General features: G+C 62.9%; 19 protein-coding genes. 15 read left to right on the plus strand and 4 right to left on the minus strand.

Annotated elements, in window-relative coordinates:
- Positions 1 to 24: 24 nt before the first annotated feature.
- The 3 genes from AC1D05_RS03495 to AC1D05_RS03505 all read right to left on the minus strand — a co-directional run bounded on the left by AC1D05_RS03495 (position 25) and on the right by AC1D05_RS03505 (position 2836).
- Positions 25 to 846 (minus strand): ABC transporter permease, encoded by an 822-nt coding sequence (locus AC1D05_RS03495; RefSeq protein WP_477438230.1) that lies wholly within the window; start codon positions 844 to 846, stop codon positions 25 to 27.
- On the minus strand, positions 843 to 1730 hold the full coding sequence (locus AC1D05_RS03500; RefSeq protein WP_477438232.1) for an ABC transporter permease: 888 nt from the start codon (positions 1728 to 1730) through the stop codon (positions 843 to 845). The genes AC1D05_RS03495 and AC1D05_RS03500 overlap by 4 nt, the downstream gene beginning before the upstream one ends.
- A gap of 200 nt (positions 1731 to 1930) precedes the next feature.
- Positions 1931 to 2836 (minus strand): SMP-30/gluconolactonase/LRE family protein, encoded by a 906-nt coding sequence (locus AC1D05_RS03505; RefSeq protein WP_477438234.1) that lies wholly within the window; start codon positions 2834 to 2836, stop codon positions 1931 to 1933.
- 106 nt (positions 2837 to 2942) lie between these two features.
- Here AC1D05_RS03505 and AC1D05_RS03510 point away from each other — a divergent pair, with 106 nt between their 5' ends.
- The 14 genes from AC1D05_RS03510 (at position 2943) to AC1D05_RS03575 (ending at position 17503) form a co-directional block, all read left to right on the plus strand.
- Complete coding sequence (locus AC1D05_RS03510; protein WP_477438236.1) at positions 2943 to 3665, plus strand: FadR/GntR family transcriptional regulator; 723 nt, start codon at positions 2943 to 2945, stop codon at positions 3663 to 3665.
- Entirely contained in the window at positions 3662 to 4864 is a 1203-nt protein-coding gene (locus tag AC1D05_RS03515; RefSeq protein WP_477438238.1) for a mandelate racemase/muconate lactonizing enzyme family protein, read from the plus strand. The genes AC1D05_RS03510 and AC1D05_RS03515 overlap by 4 nt, the downstream gene beginning before the upstream one ends.
- Positions 4865 to 4889: 25 nt before the next feature.
- Entirely contained in the window at positions 4890 to 5867 is a 978-nt protein-coding gene (locus AC1D05_RS03520) for a substrate-binding domain-containing protein (protein ID WP_477438240.1), read from the plus strand.
- 76 nt (positions 5868 to 5943) lie between these two features.
- Positions 5944 to 6921, plus strand: coding sequence for an ABC transporter permease (locus AC1D05_RS03525; RefSeq protein ID WP_477438242.1), 978 nt, complete (start codon positions 5944 to 5946; stop codon positions 6919 to 6921).
- Positions 6922 to 6924: 3 nt separating this feature from the next.
- Entirely contained in the window at positions 6925 to 7656 is a 732-nt protein-coding gene (locus AC1D05_RS03530) for an ATP-binding cassette domain-containing protein (RefSeq protein ID WP_477438244.1), read from the plus strand.
- Between the two features lie 15 nt (positions 7657 to 7671).
- Positions 7672 to 8427, plus strand: a complete 756-nt coding sequence (locus tag AC1D05_RS03535; protein WP_477438246.1) for an SDR family oxidoreductase — start codon at positions 7672 to 7674, stop codon at positions 8425 to 8427.
- Complete coding sequence (locus AC1D05_RS03540) at positions 8414 to 9313, plus strand: aldose 1-epimerase (RefSeq protein ID WP_477438248.1); 900 nt, start codon at positions 8414 to 8416, stop codon at positions 9311 to 9313. Before AC1D05_RS03535 ends, AC1D05_RS03540 begins: the two co-directional genes overlap by 14 nt.
- Positions 9314 to 9479: 166 nt before the next feature.
- Positions 9480 to 10637 carry a fumarylacetoacetate hydrolase family protein gene (locus AC1D05_RS03545; protein ID WP_477438250.1) on the plus strand — a complete coding sequence of 386 codons (1158 nt, stop codon included), beginning with the start codon at positions 9480 to 9482 and terminating at the stop codon, positions 10635 to 10637.
- A gap of 103 nt (positions 10638 to 10740) precedes the next feature.
- Entirely contained in the window at positions 10741 to 12270 is a 1530-nt protein-coding gene (locus AC1D05_RS03550) for a sugar ABC transporter ATP-binding protein (protein ID WP_477438252.1), read from the plus strand.
- Complete coding sequence (locus AC1D05_RS03555) at positions 12267 to 13295, plus strand: ABC transporter permease (RefSeq protein ID WP_477438254.1); 1029 nt, start codon at positions 12267 to 12269, stop codon at positions 13293 to 13295. Before AC1D05_RS03550 ends, AC1D05_RS03555 begins: the two co-directional genes overlap by 4 nt.
- Positions 13296 to 13519: 224 nt before the next feature.
- The gene (locus AC1D05_RS03560; protein ID WP_477438256.1) at positions 13520 to 14455 is read left to right on the plus strand and encodes a substrate-binding domain-containing protein; all 936 of its coding nucleotides are present in this window, start codon (positions 13520 to 13522) and stop codon (positions 14453 to 14455) included.
- A gap of 118 nt (positions 14456 to 14573) precedes the next feature.
- Positions 14574 to 15560, plus strand: coding sequence for an ABC transporter permease (locus AC1D05_RS03565; protein WP_477438258.1), 987 nt, complete (start codon positions 14574 to 14576; stop codon positions 15558 to 15560).
- Positions 15561 to 15563: 3 nt separating this feature from the next.
- A complete protein-coding gene (locus AC1D05_RS03570; protein WP_477438259.1) occupies positions 15564 to 16355 on the plus strand; it encodes an ATP-binding cassette domain-containing protein in 792 nt (263 codons plus the stop codon).
- A gap of 125 nt (positions 16356 to 16480) precedes the next feature.
- On the plus strand, positions 16481 to 17503 hold the full coding sequence (locus AC1D05_RS03575; RefSeq protein ID WP_477438261.1) for a LacI family DNA-binding transcriptional regulator: 1023 nt from the start codon (positions 16481 to 16483) through the stop codon (positions 17501 to 17503).
- A 334-nt stretch (positions 17504 to 17837) separates the two neighbouring features.
- On the opposite strand, the gene AC1D05_RS03580 is transcribed toward AC1D05_RS03575, so the two are convergent.
- On the minus strand, positions 17838 to 18428 hold the full coding sequence (locus tag AC1D05_RS03580; protein WP_477438263.1) for a TetR/AcrR family transcriptional regulator: 591 nt from the start codon (positions 18426 to 18428) through the stop codon (positions 17838 to 17840).
- A 489-nt stretch (positions 18429 to 18917) separates the two neighbouring features.
- Here AC1D05_RS03580 and AC1D05_RS03585 point away from each other — a divergent pair, with 489 nt between their 5' ends.
- A complete protein-coding gene (locus AC1D05_RS03585; protein WP_477438265.1) occupies positions 18918 to 22097 on the plus strand; it encodes an efflux RND transporter permease subunit in 3180 nt (1059 codons plus the stop codon).
- Positions 22098 to 22102: the final 5 nt, after the last annotated feature.

Consider the following 22102-nt stretch of genomic DNA (forward strand, 5'->3'; position numbering starts at 1 on the left):
TTCGTTCTCCTCTCATTGTTGTGGTCAGGCTGTATTGCGGCGCGCCGCGCCAAGCCCGCGATGACGCAGGAGCTCAGCTGTACCGGCGATGAAGAAGGATACGGCCAGGATCACCGTCCCGAGCGCCATGACGGTCGGCAGCGATCGGGGAAAGCGCAGCTGGCTCCACATGTAGAGCGGCAGCGTCGGCTCGGTCCCAGCGAGGAAGAAGACGACGATGAATTCGTCGAACGAGATCAGGAACGCGAGCATGAAGGCCGAGAGCACGGCCGGCAGGCTGAGCGGCAGCATGACGCGCCGGAACGTCGTCCAGTCGGAGGCGCCGAGGTCGAGCGCCGCCTCGCGAACCGTCCTGGGGATGGCGGCGAAACGGCTGCGCATGATCACCACGGTGGTCGGCAGCGCCACCAGTATATGGCCGAGCACGATGGCGACACGCGATGGTCCGAGGCCGATGAGGTTGACCAGAATCAAAAGCGATATGCCGACAATGACGCCGGGAATAAGGATCGGCAGCCGGGCGATGGCGCTGATGGTCGCGGCCAATGGCGAGCGGCCATAGAGGTCCATATAGGACACGGTGATGCCGCACAGCGTGGCACCGGAGGCGGCGATGGCGGCGATGACGAGACTGTTGGCGAGCGCGCCCGACAGCGCCGGATTGCCGTAGAGCGTCTCGTACCATTGCAGCGTGAAGCCTTGCAGCGGAAACGCAGCCTGGATGGAATCGTTGAAGGAAAACAGCGGGATCAGCAGGACCGGCAGATAGAGAAACACCAGATAGGCAAGCACGTAGAGGCCGAGCCAGCGGCCATCGCGTTTCGTGCCGGTGCGTTCCGCTTTCATGTGCGGCTGCCAAATCTGCGGTCGGCGCCGCGCGCGACCAGGACCACGACGAGGATGACCAGCATGACGCAAACCGAAAGGGCGGCGCCGAACGGCCAGTCATTGGCCTTGCCGAATTGCGACTGGATCAGCGAGCCGATCATGGTGCTGGTCGGGCCGCCGACCATTGCCGGGGTGACATAGTCGCCGACCGTCGGCACGAAGACGACGAGGGCCGCCGCCAGCACGCCCGGCATGGAGTTCGGCAGCACAACGCGGCGGAACGCTGTGGACGGTCGCGCGCCGAGATCGGAGGCAGCCTCGAGCAGCGATTTCGGGATGGTGTCCAGCGCCACATAGATGGGCAGGATGGCGAACGGCGCGTAGGCATGCGCGAGCGTGACGACCACCGCCGCCGGCGTGTTCAAGAAGGCCAATGTCGGCTGGGACCAGATGCCGCTTTCGATCAGCGCCGAGTTCAAGACGCCGTTGTAGGCGAGCACGATTTTCCAGGCGAAGACGCGCAGGAGATAGCTGGTCCAGAACGGCAGCGTCACCAGGAACAACAGCAGGCTACGCCGCCGCCCGGCATGGAAGGCGAGATAGTAGGCGACGGGATAGGCGGTGACGACGGTCGCCAGCGTCACCAGGCCGGCAATGATCAGCGAGCGCAAAGTCACCGTCCAGTAGAGCGGATCGGTGACCACGGTGGCGAAGTTTTCGACGGTCAGCCCAACGCCGAGCAGCGAGCCGTCATTGCCGCGGAAGGCGAGGAACAGCACCAGGCCAAGTGCAAACAGGATGAGCAGGAAGGTGACCAGTGCGCCCGGCAGCAGCATGGCGAGCCGGAAACCCGACGAAGACCGGGCCTCGGGCACCTCTGCTGCAGCAACTAGGGTCGACATCGACCTGCTCACCGGGAATTTGAAATTGGCCAAGACTTTTTCATATTCATGAAACTGTCAAGCGGAATCCGGCTTTCATGAATTGTTGCCGTCAGCGCTCCGGCGACCGCCAGAACGCTTGTGGCTTTGCCCGGAATGGTCGAAAAAGCCGTAGCCGACCTGCTAAGCCTGCCGTTCTCAGCCGCGTCAGCTGGGTTATCTCATCCGAACCGTTTGGTCGGTGTGCCTCGAACGCCTGCGCGCACTGCGAACAGCCCGCCCTCCTGCGGGTTCGCCTGCAGATATCTCTTGCTCATGGTAAACCGCGCCGAAGTGACGAAAAGGATATCGAAATTCTCGCCACCGAAAGCACAGCTCGTCGGCCAGCTGCAGGGCAGTTCCACCACCTTGTCCAGAACTCCGTCAGGTGAAATACGGACCAGGCAGCCACCCCCTGCGACGCGACAATTCCAGACATAGCCCTCTGCATCCATGCACGACCCGTCCGGCAAACCGCGTGGAAAGCCCGAGAAGAAAAGACGCCTGCCGGTTATTCGCGATTGCACCCTGTCCCAGTGATAGCGGAAAATCCGGTTCTTGGTCGTGTCTGCCGTGATGAAGGCATCATCCGCCGTCCAGACCATCGTGTTGGTGATGCCGAAGCGATCGGCGCTGAGCGCCTCGACAATGCCGGCAGTGTCGACTCGATAGATCCGCCCCGCATCTCGCGAGATGTCGCGTGGAAGATCGTCGGCGCCGATGTTGTTTTCCATGGTGCCGACCCAGAATGAGCCGTCCGGGGCGACCACCCCCTCATTCAACCGTGTGTCAGGGCTGTCCGGTTCGATCGTCGCGAGCGTCCTGAAGGTTTCTCCGAAATCCCACAGTGCAACGTCCTTTCGCAGCCCGACGATCGCGCCACCATCCCTGCGCAGGCCAATCGAGGTTGCGAAGTCCGGTGTCTGCCAGCTCTCGTGATCGAGAGTGGCCGGATCGAGCCGGTGGATGCGTCGCCCGATGATATCCACCCAGGCCAGCATCTTCCTGCTCTCGTCCCAGACCAGGCTCTCACCGACAATATCCTGGGCATCAAACACGAAGCCCGGCTGTTTTTCTCCGCTATCCACCACCCTTTTCCCTTCCCGACTGTCGCGCTGTCAACCGCTATTGACAGACAAGATTTCACAAAGATATACACATTTCAAGAAAACATGTCATACAGGTTTGGGGTAAATGGTGAGCGATCGCAGCATGGGACCTGAGGAGACAAATCCCGGTTTGGTGAGTGCCGCCATTCAGGCCATCACCCAACACATCCGCGTTGAAGGCCTTGGCCCTGGCGACCTCTTGCCCAGTGAAGCCGACATGACCCGCAAGCTCAGCGTCTCGCGGACAGTGGTGCGGGAGGCGTTTCGATCACTGTCGGCGATGCGCCTGATCGACATGAGCGCCGGACGTCGCGCCAGCGTCGCCAAACTCGACATTGGCGCCATGTCGATGGTGATCGAGCATGGCGTCACCACCGAACAGATCACCATCCAGCAGGTCTATGATGTGCGCCGTACCATCGAAATGCGCACGGTGGCGCTCGCCGCACTCCGGCGGACCGACGTGGAGGCGGCTGAAATACAAGGATACGCCCGGCTGATGCGCGAGAACTACCGTGCGCCCGAGATCGTCATGGAGCACGACATCGCATTCCATGAAGCGATCGCACGAGCCTCTCACAACCCGGTGTTTTCGTTGATCATCACCGCCTTCAGCGGCGTCACGCGACGCACCTGGGTGATCGGCTGGCGCACACGCTCTTCCGAGGAAGCACAGATCAAGATGATCGAGGGTCACGGAGATATTGCTCAGGCGATCATCGCGGGGAACCCGCAACTCGCCGCCGAACATATGGCCGCGCATTTCGACAAAAGCGTCAAGGCACTGATCGACGCGGGGATCGCATGAAAATCCGGGCGCTTGAGACCATTCGCATCGAAGAGCGGCCCAACCTGCTCTGGATCGAGGTGCATACCGACGAGGGCATCACCGGCCTTGGCGAGACCTTTTTCCTGGCCCGCACGGTCGAAGAATATGTCCATGAATATGTCGCGCCCCGCGTCATCGGCCGCGATCCATTGCAGATCGATCTGCTTTCCGCGGACCTGGTTGGCTATCTGGGTTTCCGCTCGAGCGGGGTCGAAGTCCGCGGCAATTCCGCCTTCGACATCGCGCTCTGGGATATTTTCGGCAAGGCCATGAACCAGCCGATTGCGCAGCTCCTGGGAGGCTTTTCGCGGCAGTCGATCCGCACCTACAACACCTGCGCCGGTACCGAATACATCAAGGACGGCAAGGGGCAGACAACCGCAAATTATGGTCTCGGCACGAGGCAAGGCTACGACGACCTGAACGGATTTCTCCACCGCGCCGACGAATTGGCGGCGGAGCTGCTCGAGGACGGCACCACGGCCATGAAGATCTGGCCTTTCGACCATGCCGCCGAGAAAAGCCGGGGGCAAGACATTACCGCCACCGACCTCAAAGCCGCGCTGCAGCCCTTCGAGAAGATCCGCAAAGCTGTCGGCGACAAGATCGACATCATGGTCGAATTCCACTCCATGTGGCAGCTCCTGCCGGCGATCAAGATCGCCAAAGCGCTCGGACCCTATGGCACATACTGGCATGAGGATCCGATCCGGATGGACAGCCTCGCCGACCTCAAGCGCTATGAGGCCGCGAGCCCGGCGCCGATCTCGGCATCGGAAACCTTGGGCAGTCGCTGGGCATTCCGCGATCTTCTGGAGACTGGTGCCGCAGGCATCGTCATGCTGGACATTTCCTGGTGCGGCGGGCTTTCCGAAGCACGCAAGATCGCCGCGATGGCGGAGGCCTGGCACTTGCCGGTCGCCCCGCACGACTGCACCGGGCCGGTGGTGCTGGCGGCGTCCACGCATTTGTCCCTCAACGCGCCCAACGCGCTCGTACAGGAGAGTGTGCGGGCATTCTACCGGACCTGGTACCGCGACCTCGTGACCGCGCTACCGGAAGTCAAGGACGGCATGATCACCGTGCCGCCCGGCCCGGGCCTCGGGCTGGAACTCAATCCCGACCTCGGTCGGGCCTACACCGTCCATCGCCGTGTCTCCGACAAGACGGACATCTGAAACACACTCAACGGGAGGAATAGAAATGAAACGACTGACTGCAACGCTTTTGCTCGCGACGACGCTGCTCGCCGGGCCTTCCGTCGCCAGCGCCGACGGGCTCAACATCGTCTTTACGCACCATTCGTCGGCCTCGAACACGTTCTGGCAAGCGGTGAAGAAGGGCTTTGACGATGCCTGCGGCAAGGTCGAGGCCAAGTGCAACATGATCTTCACCCAGACCGAAGGTTCGGTCGAGCAGCAACTCGCCAACATGCGCGCCGCCCTTGCCGCCAAGCCGGATGCCCTGCTGACCTCGATCGTCGACAACAAGGCGTTCGACGACGTCATCAAGGAAGCGCGAGATGCCGGTGTGTTGGTGATTGCCGTCAACGTCGATGACACCGAAGGCGCCAAGGGCAATGCACGGCAGGCCTTCATAGGGCAAGGGTTCAAGCCGGCGGGCTATTCGCTGGGCAAGGCAATTTCCGAGAGCTTCCCGAAGGATGGGCCGATCAAGGTTCTGGTCGGCATTTCGGCGCCGGGCCAAAACTGGTCGGAAAGCCGCGGCGCGGGTGTGATGCAATTCCTGGAGGAGTACAAGGCGGCCCATCCCGATCGCCAGGTTTCCTGGGAGCGGATCGACAGCGGAACGGATCTCGCGGTCACGTCCGATCGTGTCGGCGCCTATCTCAACGCGCATCCTGACACCACCGCCTACTTCGACACCGGCTTCTGGTGCGCCGGCGTTGCGCGGTCGCTGCAGGATCGCGGCGTCGCGCCCGGCAAGGTCCTGCTTGGCGGCTTCGACCTGGTGCCGGAAGTTCTGCAACAAATGCAGAAGGGCTACGTCCAGGCCCTGGTCGACCAGCAGCCCTACATGCAGGGCTTCATGCCGGTGATGGAGGCCTATCTGAACAAGAAGGTCGGCCTGGCACCATCCGACATCGATACGGGCCAAGGGATCGTGCGCCCGGACCAGGCCGATGCGATCATGACACTTTCCGCGCAAGGCCTGCGCTAAGCCTACGCGCCATGTGTCCGCCCGGCGGCGTTTACATCGCCGGGCGGTCCCTTGCCTCGAATTCCTGGAGCCTGCCTTGAAACGCCTCTTCAAGACCTATCTGGAAAAGCCGGAACTGGCGGGACTGATCCTGCTGGCGCTTCTGGTGGTGATTTTCGAGATCCGCTCGGATGGCGTGTTCCTCAATCAGGACAACCTTCGTGGCATACTCGGCATTCTGCCTGAGACGGGCCTCGTCGCCATCGGCGTCACAATCCTGATGATCAGCGGCGAGTTCGACCTGTCGGTTGGATCGGTGTTCGCGCTGATGCCGATGTGCATGGCCGTCCTCATGGTCGAGGGGATCCCTTTCCCCCTTGCCTTGCTGGCCGGACTTGTCGTCTGCGCGGTGATTGGATTCATCAACGGCTATGTGACGATCTGGTTCGAGATCCCGAGCTTCATCACCACGCTCGGCATGCTTTTCATCGCCCGGTCACTGACGATCGTCGTCTCGGGCGGGTTTCCACCCTTGCTTCCTGTCGATCTACCGAACTGGCTGTTCACCTCGTTTGTCGGCCCCGGCCATATGTTCCGCATGTCGTTCGTGTGGTTTGTCGGAATTGCCGTGCTGACATCGCTGATGCTTTCCCGGACCAATTTCGGCAACTGGATAAAGGCCACCGGCGGCTTCCATCCCGCTGCCGCCTCGATGGGCATCCCGACCGCAAGGGTGAAACTCGCATGCTTCATGCTTTGCTCGATGCTGTCCGGTTTCGCCGGCATGTTGCAAGTGCTGAGGCTGGGCTCCCCTTTGCCTTCCATCGGCGAGGGTCTGGAACTCCAGGCGGTCGCCTCGGCGGTCATCGGCGGTGCTTCGCTCGCAGGCGGCATCGGTACGGTCGCTGGCGGCATCATCGGCACGATCCTCATCCGCATCATCGACAACGGGCTTGTGCTCTCCCACGTTGACGCGAACTGGTTCAAATTCGCGATCGGCTTCCTGACCATCTTCGCCGTCGTCGCCAATGCCTGGATGCGCAAGCGCGCCAAGGCGATCAAGATGGAGGGCTGAGGCATGGAAGACGCAATCATCTCCGTCCGCAATCTTCACAAATGGTATTCCGGCGTCCATGCGCTGAAGGGCGTGAGCCTCGATCTGAAGCGGGGCGAAGCGCTCGGGCTGGTCGGTGACAATGGTGCCGGCAAATCGACGCTCATCAACATCCTGTCCGGCGTCCATACCGCCGATGAGGGCGAGATCCTGGTCGACGGCAAACCTGTGCGCATCGCCAGGCCACGCGACGCGATGAACCTCGGGATCGAGACTATCTACCAGTACAATTCGATGGTTCCCACCATGTCGATCGCCAGGAACCTGTTTATCGGCCGCGAGCCGACGCGGTTTTCCGTATTCGGTGTCGGCATCCTTGATCAGAAGAAAATGGCTAGCGAAAGCATCAAGGCGATTGCCGATGTCGACCTGCACCTGCGCTCGCCCGACGCATTGGTCGGCGAACTGTCAGGCGGCCAGCGGCAGGGCGTCGCCATCGCGCGCGCCATGCATTTCAAGTCGAAGGTGATGATCCTCGACGAGCCGACCAATCACCTTTCGGTCAAGGAGACCAGCAAGGTTATCGGCTTTGTACGTGGACTGAAGGCACAAGGGGTTACCGGCATTTTCATCAGCCACAACATGCATCACGTTTTTGACTGCTGTGATCGCGTGGTCGCGATGGCGCGCGGCGAGGTCGTGCTCGACAAGCGCATCGAGGAAACCTCCATCGATGAAGTCCACGGCGTGCTTTAGAAGCGGGGAATAGCGATGACGAATCTTTCCGGCAAGGTTGTGCTCCTGACCGGTGGTCTGGGTTCGCTCGGCCGCGCCCAGGCTGCCGCACTTGCCCGCGCCGGCGCGCGCGTGCTCTTGCTTGACCGACCGGAGAATGCCGAAGGGCCCGGCATCGCGGCGGAATTGGCGGCGGCAAACAAGGGTGCGATCGTCTATGTCGGTTGCGACCTGAACCAGTTGGCCGAAGCCGAAACGACGATCAATGCGCTCGCCGACGAAGAAGGCGCGATCGACATCCTGATCAACAACGCAGCGCTTATCATCAACCGTCCGTTCGAGGAATTTTCGCTCGCAGAATACGAGGACCAGATTCGCGTGAACTCCTCAGCCGCCTTCGCCTTGGTGCGCGCCTGCGCTCCTGGCATGAAGAAGAAGGGCCACGGGAGGATAGTCAATTTCTGTTCAGTGACGCTGAATGGCCGCTGGGAGGGTTACGTGCCTTATGTAGCCTCGAAGGGTGCCATGCTTGGTCTCACCAAGTCGCTGGCGCGGGAATTGGGACCGCACGGCATCACCGTGAACGCGGTGTCGCCGGGCGCCGTCGTTTCCGAAGCAGAGCAGCGCGTTTTCGGAGAGCGGCTCAAGGAATACAATGATTGGATCCTGACCAACCAAAGCCTTAAGCGCCGTATCGAGCCGCGGCATGTCGCCGATCTCGTGCTGTTCCTTGTCTCCCCGGCCGCGGACATGATCAGCGGCCAGAACATCAGCGTCGATGGTGGCTGGTAGCGGTGGCCTTCCGTCGATGACAAACAGTGATGTGGCCGAACTTGTTGACGGGCGCGCAAGCCTGGTGGTGAGCCCTCGCGAGGGCGCCGCCATCCTGCGCTACGACGCGCTACGCCCGGGCCGGGCGCCGACGCCCCTCATCAAGCCATCGACGGGCCTGCTGACGTTCGGCGCTCAACTGCTGATTCCGTGGTCGAACCGTATTTCCGGCGGCGGCTTCGAGTTCGACGGGCGCTTCCATCCGCTCGAACCCAATGTCGAAGGCGAGTCGTTCCCGCTCCATGGCGACGGTTTTCAAAGGCCGTGGCGGCTGACACGACGAACCGGCACTGAAATGGAGCTGGTTCTGGAGAACGGGGCGATCGGACCCTATCGCTACCATGCAAGCATCCGCTACGCGCTGGAAGATGGCGCGCTGTCTGCCGTCCTGACCGTCGAGAACCGAGCCGCTATCCGCCTCCCCTACGGGCTCGGCTTCCATCCCTGGTTTCCGCGCCGCCCGCGCACTTTGCTCCAGGCATCGGCGCAAAGGGTCTGGCTGGAGGACGAACGCCATCTGCCGACGGGGGTTGTGCCGCTCGCCTCCCGCCCGGACTGGGATTTTTCGCTCGTTGCGCCGCTTCCTGACGCCTGGGTCAACAATGCCTTCGAAGGCTGGAATGGGCGCGCCTCGATCGTTCAGCCGGATGACGCCATCGTCGTCACGGTCGAGGCATCGCCATCGCTGAATGTCTTCGTTCTCTATTCGCCGGCACGAGACGCCGACTTCTTCTGCTTCGAACCCGTTTCACATCCAGTGGACGCCCACCACGGCAGCGGCCTTACCACACTGGAACAAGGCGGATCGACAAGCGGGCGTTTGCGTCTACGCTGGGATGAGCTGTAGCGTCGAATCGGGAGTGGCTTGTGGCGCAAGGAAATGGTGGCATAGGCCTTTTCCATTGAGCGTCTGTCGCTCCAGCACATGCCGCCTCAGAGCGAACCGACTTGAAGAGACCGTGCACACCTTACAACATTGAACCATCCTGCCTTCTGACAAGAGATAGAGAATAATGACGAACACGATGTTTCTGCCTGACGATGGTGTCTTTCTCGGCCGTGCTCGATCACGGGCCGCGCCCCATCCTTTGGTGGTCACGGTGCGCGACGGCACCGTCTTCGACATCACCTCGAGCGCGGCGCCGACCGTGCGTGATGTCTGCGAGATGGCCGATCCGGCAGGGCATGTGCGCTCGGCCACGGGCAAGCCGATCGGCTCGCTCGATGACATCGCGGCCAACAGTTTTCAGGCCAGGCGCGATCCGGCAAAGCCGTATCTGCTCTCCCCGGTCGACCTGCAGGCGGTCAAGGCATCAGGCGTGACCTTCGTCGTCAGCCTGCTCGAGCGGGTGATCGAGGAACAGGCGCGCGGCTCGGCGGAAAAGGCGGACGCCATCCGCGCCGATATTGCCGGGCTGATCGGCCACGACCTGTCGAAGCTCAAGCCCGGTTCGCCGGAAGCGATGGAGATCAAGGCCAAACTCATCGCCCGTGGCGCCTGGTCGCAATATCTGGAAGTGGGCATCGGTCCCGATGCCGAGATCTTCACCAAGTGCCAGCCGATGGCCTCGGTCGGCTTCGGCGCCGATGTCGGCCTTCACCCGGTGTCGACCTGGAACAATCCGGAGCCCGAAATCGCCCTGATCGCCGCCTCAAGCGGCAGGATCGTCGGCGCCACCATCGGCAACGACGTCAATCTGCGCGACGTCGAAGGGCGTTCGGCGCTGCTGCTCGGCAAGGCCAAGGACAACAATGCCTCCGCGTCGCTTGGCCCGTTCATCCGCCTGTTCGACGACACGTTCTCGATCGACGACGTGAAGCAGGCCGTCGTGCGCCTGAAGGTCGAGGGCGATGACGGGTTCTCGCTGGAGGGCGCAAGCTCGATGGCCGAGATCAGCCGTTCGCCGGAAGAGCTGGTTGCCGCCGCGATGGGGCCGCACCACCAATATCCGGACGGGCTGGCGCTCTATCTCGGCACCATGTTCGTGCCGTCTAAGGACCGCGGCGAAAAGGGCAAGGGTTTCACGCACAAGGTCGGCGACATCGTCACCATCTCGTCGGAAAAATTCGGTGCGCTGGTCAACCGCGTGCGGCTGTCGCCCGATTGCCCGCACTGGACCTACGGCGCCAGCCATCTCATGCGCGACCTGGCGAAGGCTGATCTTATCTAGAATCTGTCCGAAACGGCCGCAATCAACACAATTTTATGCGGAATCCCAGTGACGGCGGACGCAATCCGCTTCAAGATCGCGGTGCGGTCGGGGGGCCGTTCCGATGTCCGATTCGCCGATCCTGTTCGCGCGCACCATCGCCAAACGCTTTGGCGGCACGGTTGTGCTCGAAGACATGAACCTTATGGTCGAGCGCGGCTCGATCAACGCACTGGTCGGCGACAGCGGCGCCGGCAAATCGACGCTGACGAAAGTGCTGGCGGGCATTGTCCGGCCAGACCGTGGCGTCATCGAATTTGACGGCAAGCCTGCGACGATCGACAACCCCAATGCGGCGCGGAAGCTCGGCATTGGTGTGGTCCTGCAACAACCGGGGCTGTTTGCCGAGCGCCCGGTGTTGGCCAACCTGTTCGTCAACCGCGAACCGGTCCACAACGGGCTGATCTCGCGGCGCGAAATGGAGGCACGCAGCCGTGATCTGCTTCGCCAGCTTGGTCTCGATGTCGATGTCCATGCGCCGCTCGGCGATCTCCAGCCTGGCGAACGGCAGTTGGTCGCGATCGCCCGCGCGCTTCTGGAAAACCCGAGGCTGCTCATCCTTGACGACCCGAATTCGGCGCTCGACCTACGCCAGGGCGAGCGGCTGTTCGCGGTGCTGCGGGGGCTGAAAGCCAGGGGCATGAGCATGCTTTACGTGTCGAACCGGCTGGGGGACGCGCTTGCCATCGCCGACCAGCTGACGGTGATCCGCAACGGCCGCGACGTACTGTCAAAGGCGCGGCAGGAGCTGACGGCTTCCGAGGAAGCGATGATCGGCCAGTTGCGCCAATCGCTGTTCCCGCTGCCGCTCAGGGCCCTGCCGACACTCGCCGGCACGCTGAGGCCGCAGGTCACAATCGACGGGCTCAGCGGCGGCAGACTGAATGGGATCGGCTTCACGGCCCGCGCGGGCGAGATTGTCGGGCTTGCCGGCCCCGGAGCGCCGGACCTGCTTGCCCTTTTGTTCGGGCTGCGCAAACCGCGCCAGGGCAAGGTGCGTTTTCCCGATGGCGACGGCTTGCCGAAGACACAGACGGAAGCGGCGCGGCGCAACATCTGCATGATTTCGGGCGATCGCGGCAACGGGCTGATGCCCGACAAGTCGATCGCCTTCAACATGGCGAACGTCGTCGTCGGGGCACGCGACTGGGGGTCGCGCTGGTATTCGCCCCAAGCAGCGCTCGGCCGCGCCGCGCGGCAGATCGAGGCGCTGCGCATCAGGAGCACGCCTGAGATGCCGGCGGGCTCGCTTTCGGCCGGTGGCCAGCAGAAGGTGATCATCGCCAAATGGCTGGAAATCGGCCCGCAGATGGTGCTGCTCGACGAGCCGGCCCGCGGCATCGATATCGGCGGCAAGCAAGAGATCTACGCCTTGATCCGCCAAATGGCGGCCAGCGGCTGCATCGTGCTGCTGCATTCCAACGAACTGTCCGAACTGACCGGGCTCTGCGATCGCATCCTGGCATTGCACCAGGGCAGGCTGGCCGGCGAAATCGCCGGCGACGACATGGATGTGGGCGGGCTTCTGAAGCTGATCACGGCGGGCAAGCCTGCGGACGAAAACCGACAAACCAGCCGGGAGCGTGCAGCATGACCAGGACCGATACCGCGCCGCTGCTTGCCGGCTCCGCGAACCGTCGACCTGGACGCCGTATTCGGCTGCCGGCCGAGACCGGTGCTGTCGTTGCCCTCGCCGTGTTGGTCTCGATGCTGGGTTGGCTGAGCCCCGCTTTCCTCGAACCGGCCAATCTGCTGTCGCTGTTGGGCCAGGCCGCCCTGCCCGGCCTGCTGGCGATCGGCATGGTGTACGTGCTCGCCACGCGCGAAATCGACCTGTCGGCCGGTGCGGTGTTCCATCTCGCGGCGACCTCCACCGCCTTGCTGATGGTTGCCGGAGTGGACCCCTGGCTTGCCGCGCTGGCGGGTGTTGCAGTTGGCGCCGGCCTTGGCCTGATCAACGGCCTGCTGGTGATCGCGCTGCGCCTGCCGGCTCTGCTGGTGACGCTCGGCACATGGTGGATGATCCAGGGCCTGTCGCTGGTCGCCGGCAAGGGCCAGACAATCGCGCCGCCGGGCGCTGATGTTCTGGCCACGCTGTCGGGCAAGGCGTTCGTCATGGTGCCGGCGGCGGGCATCATCTTCATCATGCTGGCGCTGGCGATGCATGTCGTGCTTCACCGCACCCGCTTCGGCTACCGGGTCCAGGCCGTGGGCAGCAATCCGCGGGCTGCCGCCTATGCCGGCATTCCAACAGGCAAGGTCAGGGTGCTGACGCTGGTGCTGATGGGGGCAATGGCGGGGCTGGCCGGTGTGATCCATGTCGGCGCCCAGGGCGCCATTGCCCCCGGTGACGGCGGCACGTTCGCACTGCTGGCGATCGCGGCGGCCATCATTGGCGGCACATCGCTTTCAGGCGGCAACGGCAGCGTCATCGGTGCCGCGATCGGCATGCTGGTCCTGCAGACGATACTGAGCGCCATGACCTTGCTTGGCGTGGATGCCATCTGGGCCGCCTTCGCCACCGGTGCCCTGGTCGTGCTTGCCCTCGCGGTCGACCGGCTGGTCAGGCTGTGGCGCGATCTGCGCGCCGATCGCGCCCGGGACAATCCGCTCGGCTGAGCCTCGAGGCCAATCATCCGGCTGGCCGGAAAAATCACCCCAACTGATGCAATCTGATGGGTCTGCTGATGGCGCCGCCTCAGGCGCCAACTACATCTGCAGATGGAGGCTTGCCATCCGTCGAAAAGGGAATGCTCTGAGGCATCCGAGCGGCGCTGGCAAAAGACGCAATCCGGCCGATGCCGGAACACGGGACGGATCATCTTCAACCGGGAGGAAATCAAATGCTGACAAGACTAAGACTTGTGCTCTACGGCCTGCTGGTCGCGCTGACGCTCATTCCGGCAGCGGCGCAGGCCAAGACGTTCTACTGGATTTCACATGGCGGCCCGGCCGATCCGGTCTGGACCTACTTCCTGGCCGGCGTCAAGCAATGGGCCAAGGACACCGGCAACACCGTCAACACCTCGTTCCACAATGGCGACGTCGCCTCGCAGCAAGAAGCGGTTCGCGCCGCGCTCTCGGCCAAGGCCGACGGTATCGTCACCACCAGCCCCGATCCGGGCAGCCTTGTCGAGATCGTCAAGGAAGCCCGCGCCGCCAACATCCCGATCATCAACTTCAACACGCCCGACCCAAAAGCCAATTTCAACGCCTATGTCGGCGGCGACAACGTCACCTTCGGCAAGCATTGGGCGCAATATCTGGTCGACAAGGGCCTAGTGAAGAAGGGCGACTTCGTCTGGATGCCGGTCGAGGTCCCCGGCGCCACCTATGGCGTCCAGGAAGAGGAAGGCATCAAGAGCGTCTTCGGACCGCTCGGCATCACCTATGAAGTCACCGAAGCGACGCTCGACCAGGCCGAAGTCATCAACCGCATGGTCGACTACCTCACCGCCCACAAGGGCAAGGTCAACGCCATCATCGGCCTCGGCGACCTCGTCACCGGCTCGATCAAGCGGGTGTTCGACCAGGTTGGCGTCAAGCCGGGCGAAATCCCGGTCGTCGGCTGGGGCAATTCGCTCGACACCACCCAGGAAGTGCTGAACGGCTACGTCAATGCCGGCCAGTGGCAGGACCCGCAGGCGACCAGCTATGTCGCGCTGTCGCTCGCCAACATGGCCGCATCAGGCATTCCTCCGGGCTTCAACGTCATCACCGGCGCGCTCTATCAAAAGGACACCGCGCAGGTCTACGACAAGATCCTGTCCGGCAAGTAACACCCCAGACCCAGACAGTCGCGACCCTATCCACGGTCGCGACTGCCTTGTCCCTTCGCCGAGCCTCGCCGGATCCGACGCAGGTGTCAGCCATTTCCCACAATGTCGCGGGTTATCAGTGGAAAATCATTCGCTTGTCCAACGCCTGATCGCGCGGCCTGAATTCGGCCCCTTCGTGCTGCTCGTCGTCGAGATCGGCGTTTTCTGGGGCTTCAACCACGACTTCCTGTCGCCGCAGAACATCTCCAACACGCTGGCCTTCACTGTCGAGCTCGGCCTGATCGCGCTGGCGATGACCTTGCTGATGACGTCAGGCGAATTCGACCTTTCCGTCGGTTCCCTGTTCGGCTTTTCGCCGGTGCTGATGTGGACACTGTTCAATGCCGGCGTCACCTCGCTGGAGATGGGCTTCGTCGTCGCGCTGGTGGTTGCCGCCTTGATCGGCCTGGTCAATGGCTGGTTCGTCACGCAGCTCAAGATCCCGTCCTTCCTGGTGACGCTCGGCATGCTGCTGGTGGTGCGCGGCAGTGCCCTTTTCATCACCGACGGTTTTCCGCAGCGCACCTGGAGTGCCGAGGGCAGCTGGCTGGCGGAAGCGCTGGTCGGCGACTTCTTCATCGGGCCGTTCCGCATCTACATGTCGCTGTTCTGGTTCATCGCCGCGGCGATCGCGCTCGGTTATGTCTTGACACAGAGCCGGACCGGCAACTGGATCCAGGCGGCGGGCGGCAATCCCAACGCGGCGCGCGCCCGCGGCGTCAATGTCAACCGCGTCAAGATCGGCTTGTTCGTGCTGTCGTCGGTCATGGCCTCGCTGGCCGGCGTGATCTCCTCGCTGCGCACCTCCGCCGCCAACCCCAACAGCGGCACCGGCTACGAGCTCGAAGTCATCGCCATGGTGGTGATCGGCGGCACGGCGCTGACCGGCGGGCGCGGCACCATCATCGGCACCGTGCTCGGCATCCTGATCCTGCGCGTGATGCGCAACGGCATCGTGCTGATCGGCGTGCCGGGCCTCGCCTACAACATCTTCATCGGCGCGATCATCCTTGGCATGATGGCGCTCCACTCATGGCTGGAACGCCGGCATCAGGCAGGGACTTGAACCATGGCCGAGCCATTGATCCGCATGCAGAACATCCGCAAGTCCTATGGCCGCGTGCAGGCGCTGGAGGATGCCAATTTCCATGTCAATGAGCGCGAGATCGTCGGCCTGCTCGGCGACAACGGCGCCGGCAAGTCGACGCTGATCAAGGTCTTGTCGGGCGCCGTGCCGCTGACCAGCGGCGACATCTTCATCCGCGGCAAGAAGGTCAGCCTGCGCAGCACCAGCGACGCCATCGCCCATGGTATCGAGACGATCTACCAGGACTCGGCGCTGGTCACGCAACTCTCGATCGCGCGCAATCTTTTCCTCGGGCGCGAGCCGATCAAGCCGCCGCGTTTCCTCAACCGCATGGACCAGGAAACGATGAACACTGTCGCCCGCGACCTGCTCAAACAGGTCGGCATCTCGAAGAACATTCCGCCGACGACGCCGATCGGCTCGCTGTCCGGCGGCGAGCGCCAAGCGGTGGCGATCGCGCGCGCCATGCATTTCGACAGCGACCTAATCATCCTCGACGAGCCGACCAACAATCTCGGCGTCGCCGAAACACAAGGCGTGCTGAGCTTCGTGCGCAGCGCCCGCGATTCCGGCCATTCCTGCATCTTCATCGCGCACAACATCCACCATGTCTTTCAGGTGGTCGATCGCATCGTGGTCATGCGCCGGGGCAAGGTGGTCGCCGACGATATCGACCCGAAGAAGACAAATGTGACGGAAGTCGAACGGATCATCACCGGCATGTCGGACAAGGAAATCCGCGACGCCGTCGCCGACGGCAAGCCGTCGCACTGAGGACGGGCGGACGCCGTCTTGTCGCAGCAGCCGAACGCGTATCGTGGTGATGGGTGTCGATCACCCGCCCATCAGATCCCATCGCTTGTCTGGCGCGTCATCGCATCGGCGCATAGGGTTGCGGCATGAAGGCCACCGTCTCCGACATCGCCAGGAATTGCGGGCTCTCGACCGCGACGGTCGACAGGGTGCTCAACAACAGGCCCGGCGCCAGTGCGGCCAACCGGCAGCGCGTCATGGAGGCAGCCAAGCAGCTTGGCTATCTGCCGGTCGCCGACCAGGTGACGCTTCCCTCGAAGCCCGCCAACCTCGAATTCTTCCTGCCGATCGGCAGCAACGCCTTCATGCAGGATCTGGCAAGGCACATCGAGGACTATGCATCGCGCTTGCCGCTGGTCGCTTCCTGCCGGATCCACAACCTCGCCGGCATCTCGCCGAACGCGCTGCAGAGCGCCGTCGAAAACCTGTCGCTGAGGGCCAATGGCGTCGGGGTCATCGCCGTCGACCATCCCCGGACCCGCAACATCCTGCGCGACATTGTCGAGGCCGGCATCCGCCTGGTGACGCTGGTCTCCGACATTCCGGCCACTCCCCGCTCGGCCTATGTCGGCATAGACAATCGGGTGGCGGGCCGGACGGCCGCACTTTTGATGGGACGCTTCCTCGGTGGTCGCGAGGGCCACCTGGCGATGGTCGTGGGCTCACGCTCCTATCGCGGTCATGAGGAACGTGAAATGGGTTTTCGCTCAGTGCTTGGCGAAGAGTTTCCCAACCTGACCGTCAGCAGCGCCGTCGAGATCAACGACGAACCGGATGCCAGCTATGCCGAGACCATGAAGGCGCTGCACAACGAGCCGGAACTGCTCGGCATCTATTGCGTCGGCGCCGGACGCTCCGGCGTTGCGAAAGCCATCCGGGAAGCCAGGCCCAATCGCAAGCCGGTGTTCATCTGCCACGACCTGACGAGGGAGACGCGCGGTTACCTCGTCGACGATCTCGCCGACGTCGTCATCGACCAGAATGCCAGGCTGATCGCCGAACAGTCGGTCATCCGCCTGCTCGGCTCCATCGCCTCATCGGCGCCCTACCTGACGCGAAAATTCATCGAGCCGCGCCTGATCTTCAGGGAAAACGTGCCGGTGCAATGAGGCGGAATGGGCTAGGCAAAGCCGCTTTCCCGCATTTGTAGGATAATTGACACGGCAAATCTGCACAGCTGCTATGCACAATTCATTGTTGCCGAATCATTGGGCAACTCGTAGCTTCTGGTTGTCGGCCATCTACTCCTCCCAGATGCGATGCCGACGCTGAATGGGGTGCACCTCCTCCCGCGCCACATTCGAAATCGAGCCCGCTGCCACCTCCTCCCGGCAGCGGGCTTTTTTCGTTCAAACGGGAGAAATAGCCGTATTGCCGGCGCCAAAGCGCGCCACGCATCGCGCTTGACCGCACGATGGAATGGCGCGTCAGCAGTGGTTCAATTCAACCGGCGGCAGTGCCCCGGAAGGAAACGATCAGCCCTTCGGCCATGCGCACGAACTGCGTGCTAGGCCCTTCGGTGCCCACGGTCTGCACGCTGACGCGCGCGCCTTCAAGCAGTAGCGACAGCGTATCGGCGAGAAGCTCAGCCTGACCGATGCCCGCATCCCGGCACATCGTTACAAGGCGATCGCGCTGGGCCTCTTTGATCTCCTTGATGACGCGTCTGGCTGGATGGTCAGGCTCGGTCAGCTCAGCAGCGGCATTGGCCATGTCGCAGCCGCGGCCGTCAGCCGTCAGGCAATCAGCGGCCATGCGGATCCAGGCATGCAGTTGGGCGAGCTTGTCACCCGGAAACTCGGCCTCGAACGCTTCCCACATCGCGCCGGCCTTGGACGCCGTGGCGCGCAGACACTCGACGATCAGGTCGTCCTTGGATTCGAAGTGACGATAGAGCGTCATCTTGTTCGTGCCGGCAGCTTCGGTGATGGCATCGACGCCGACACCCTTGATGCCGTGCTTGTGGAACATGTCACGCGCTGTCTCCAGGATTCGATCCCGGGGACGTGAGCGCTCCACGACGCCGTCTGTCATCATGATCTCCTTTCGTTTCCTAAAAACCACGGCCACCTCTTGACTAGGGTGTTACCGGTCTGTAACTATGCAGATGTTACTTACTGGTAACACCTATGTCGCCTTCCGTCAATAACAAGGCCGTGAACTGGTCCTGTCAGATCGGAATGAGCGAAAAACTGCGGTTCATGCGGCTCCGGCCGGTGAAAAGATGAAAAACGGTTCGCGAGCATGGGCTGCGAATCGACAGACAGGGAGCCGGCCAATGCCACAGCGCCGCGATCTTACCATAGATGAGGCCGTCCGGGATCCGATGATCCGGCTGGTCATGAAAGCAGATGGGGTCGACCCCCGCGCCTTCGAGAAGATGCTTCGCTCGCTCGCCGATGGGCAACGTCGCGAGGTGCCGTTGCTGCGGTCACGGGAAGCCTCCCGTGACGGGCACGGCCAGTTGTCCAGGGTTGCCAGCGCCTTCGGGCGGGCAAGAGCAGCCGGCGAGGCATGTGTGTCGTGGTAAATTTTTTCATCCACCGTCCGATCTTCGCCTCGGCGATCGCCATCATCATGGTGCTCGCCGGGACGATTTGTTATTTCCTGCTGCCGGTCTCGCAGTTTCCCGACATCACGCCGCCCCAGGTCGTGGTCAGCGCCCACTATCCGGGCGCCAGCGCGCAGGTCGTGGCCGATACGGTGACGACGCCACTGGAGCAGCAGATCAACGGCGTGCAGGGCATGACCTACATGTCGTCGACGAGCTCCAATGACGGCTCCTCAACCATCACCATCACCTTCGATGTCGGCTATTCCCTGAGCACCGCTGCCGTCGACGTCCAGAATCGCGTCTCGCAGGCGGCCTCGTCGCTGCCGGCGATCGTCAACCAGGGCGGCGTGACGATCAAGAAGCAGAACCCGAACTTCGTCCTGATCGTCAACCTCACCTCGCCCGACAAGTCCATTGATCCGGTGGCGCTCTCGAACCTTGCCTATCTGCAGGTCGTCGATCCGCTGAAGCGGCTGCAAGGCGTCGGCGACGTGCAGATCTTCGGCGAACGGCGCTATTCGATGCGCATCTGGCTAGACCCGGACAAGCTCGCCAATCTCGGCATCACCGCCGTCGACGTCCAGAATGCCATCGCCGAACAGAACGTCCAGGTGGCCGCCGGCAAGATCGGCCAGTCGCCGGCTCCCGCCGGCACCGCCTTCGAAATGCAGGTCAACGCCGTTGGCCGCCTGAGCGACCCGAAGGAATTCGGTGACATCGTGGTGCGCGCCAACACCGACACCGGCTCGCTGGTGCGGCTGCGCGACGTCGCCCGCATCGAGCTCGGCGCCCTGCAGTATTCGTCGTCGGCCTTCTTCGGCAAGGACCCGACGGTGGTGCTCGCCGTCTACCAGATGCCCGGTTCCAACGCGCTCGACCTTCAACAGCGCGTCAAGGACAAGATGCAGGAGCTGTCGGCCCGTTTCCCGAAGGGCGTCTCCTATGCCATGCACTATGATACGACGCGCTTCGTCTCGGCATCGATGCATGACGTGCTGATCACGCTCGGCGAAGCCCTGGTACTCGTCGTCGCCGTGGTGTTCGTCTTCCTGCAGAGCTGGCGCACGACCATCATCCCGACCATCGCCATTCCGGTGTCGCTGGTGGCGACGCTCGTCGTCATGGAGATGATGGGCTTCTCGCTCAACATGCTTTCCCTGCTCGGCATGGTGCTGGCGATCGGCCTTGTCGTCGACGATGCCATCGTGGTGGTCGAGAACGTCGAACGACAGCTCGAGGCCGGGTTGAAACCGCTGGCGGCGACCAGGGCCGCCATGGCCGAAGTCACCGGCCCGATCATCGCCACCACCGCCGTGCTGATGGCGGTGTTCGTGCCGGTCGCCTTCATTCCCGGCGTTTCCGGCAAGCTCTACAACCAGTTCGCGCTGACGGTGGCGATTTCGGTCGGTATATCCGCCTTCAATTCGCTGACGCTCAGCCCCGCACTCAGCGCCGCCTTCCTGCGCCATCGCGGCGAGACGCAGTTCGTGCTGTTCCGCTGGTTCAATACAGGTTTCGACAAGCTGTCGCATGCCTACGCCCATGGCGTGCGCATTCTCATCCGCTTGCGCTGGATCATGCTCGGTCTGTTCGCGGCCGGGCTGGTTGCCACCTATTTCGTCTGGCAGAAGCTGCCCTCGACCTTCCTCCCGGTCGAGGACCAGGGTTATTTCTTCGTCGTCATCCAGTTGCCCGACGGTGCCTCGCTGGAGCGCACAGACGCGGTGGCGCAGAAGGCGCGCGACATCCTGCAGGCGACGCCCGGCGTCGACATTGTCGGCTCGATCAGCGGCCTGAACTTCCTGACCAGTGCCGCGCAGTCGAACTCGGCGGTCGAGTTTGCCATTTTGAAGCCCTGGGAGGAGCGTACTCCCGACCAGAGCGCATCGAAGCTGGTTGCCGACGTGCGCGGCAAGCTGTTGCAGATACCGGAAGCCTTCGCGTTGAGTTTCGATCCGCCTTCGATACCGGGTATCGGGACCACGGGCGGCTTCGAATTCGTCGTCGAGGATCTCACCGGTCGCGGCAGCACGGCCCTCAACGACGCGACGCAAGCCGTGATCGCCGAGGCGCGCAAGCAGCCGGAAATCAATCCGCAGCAGTTGTTCTCGCCGTTCTCGACCTCGACGCCGCAGTTCAACTACGACCTCGACCGCAGCAAGGCGAAGCTCCTTGGCCTCAATCTGCCCGATGTCTTCAACACGTTGCAGATCTATCTCGGCTCGCTCTACGTCAACGACTTCAACCTGTTCGGCCGCACTTTCCGGGTGACCATACAGGCCGACAAGGATGCACGTGCCGGCGCCGCCGACATCTCACGGCTCTATGTGCGCAATGCGTCTGGCGGCATGGTGCCGCTCAGCACACTGGGCAAACTGGTGCCCTTCGTCGGTCCGGAAACCGTGCCGCACTACAACAACAACGCCTCCGCCTCGATCAATGGTGGCGCCGCACCGGGCTTCTCCTCGGGCCAGGCCGTCGCTGCCATGGAACGGGCCGCAGCCACTGCCTTGCCCAGGGATTTCGGTTTCGAATGGACCGGCATCACCTTCCAGGAACTCAAGGCAGGATCGATCGCGTCCGTCGTCTTCGGTCTCGCCATCGTCTTCGTCTTCCTGATCCTGGCGGCGCAGTACGAGAGCTGGGCGATGCCGTTCATGGTGCTGCTGGCGGTGCCACTCGCACTGTTTGGCGCGTTCGCGGCTCTCTGGGTGCGCGGCATGCAGATCGACGTCTATTCGCAGATCGGCTTCGTCATGCTGATCGGCCTGGCTGCGAAGAACGCCATCCTGATCGTCGAGTTTGCAAGACGACGGCGCGAGGAAGGTCTCAGCATCGTCGAGGCGGCGATGGAAGCCGCGCGGCTGAGACTCCGGCCGATCCTGATGACGGCCTTCGCCTTCATCCTCGGCGTGCTGCCGCTGATGTTCGCGACGGGCGCCGGTGCGGCAAGCCGGCAGTCGATCGGCACCACCGTGTTCGGTGGCATGGTTGCCGCGACCATCCTGTCGCTGGTGTTCGTGCCGGTCTTCTACGCGGTTATCGAACAACTGCGGGAGCGCCGCGAAAGCGGCGAACCCGCCTCCTCCAAACATACTGAACCAACTGCCGAACCCGCCTTCCCTCCCCTGGCGGAAGCGGCTGAATAAGATTG

Source organism: Mesorhizobium sp. P2_E9 (genome assembly GCF_056403815.1).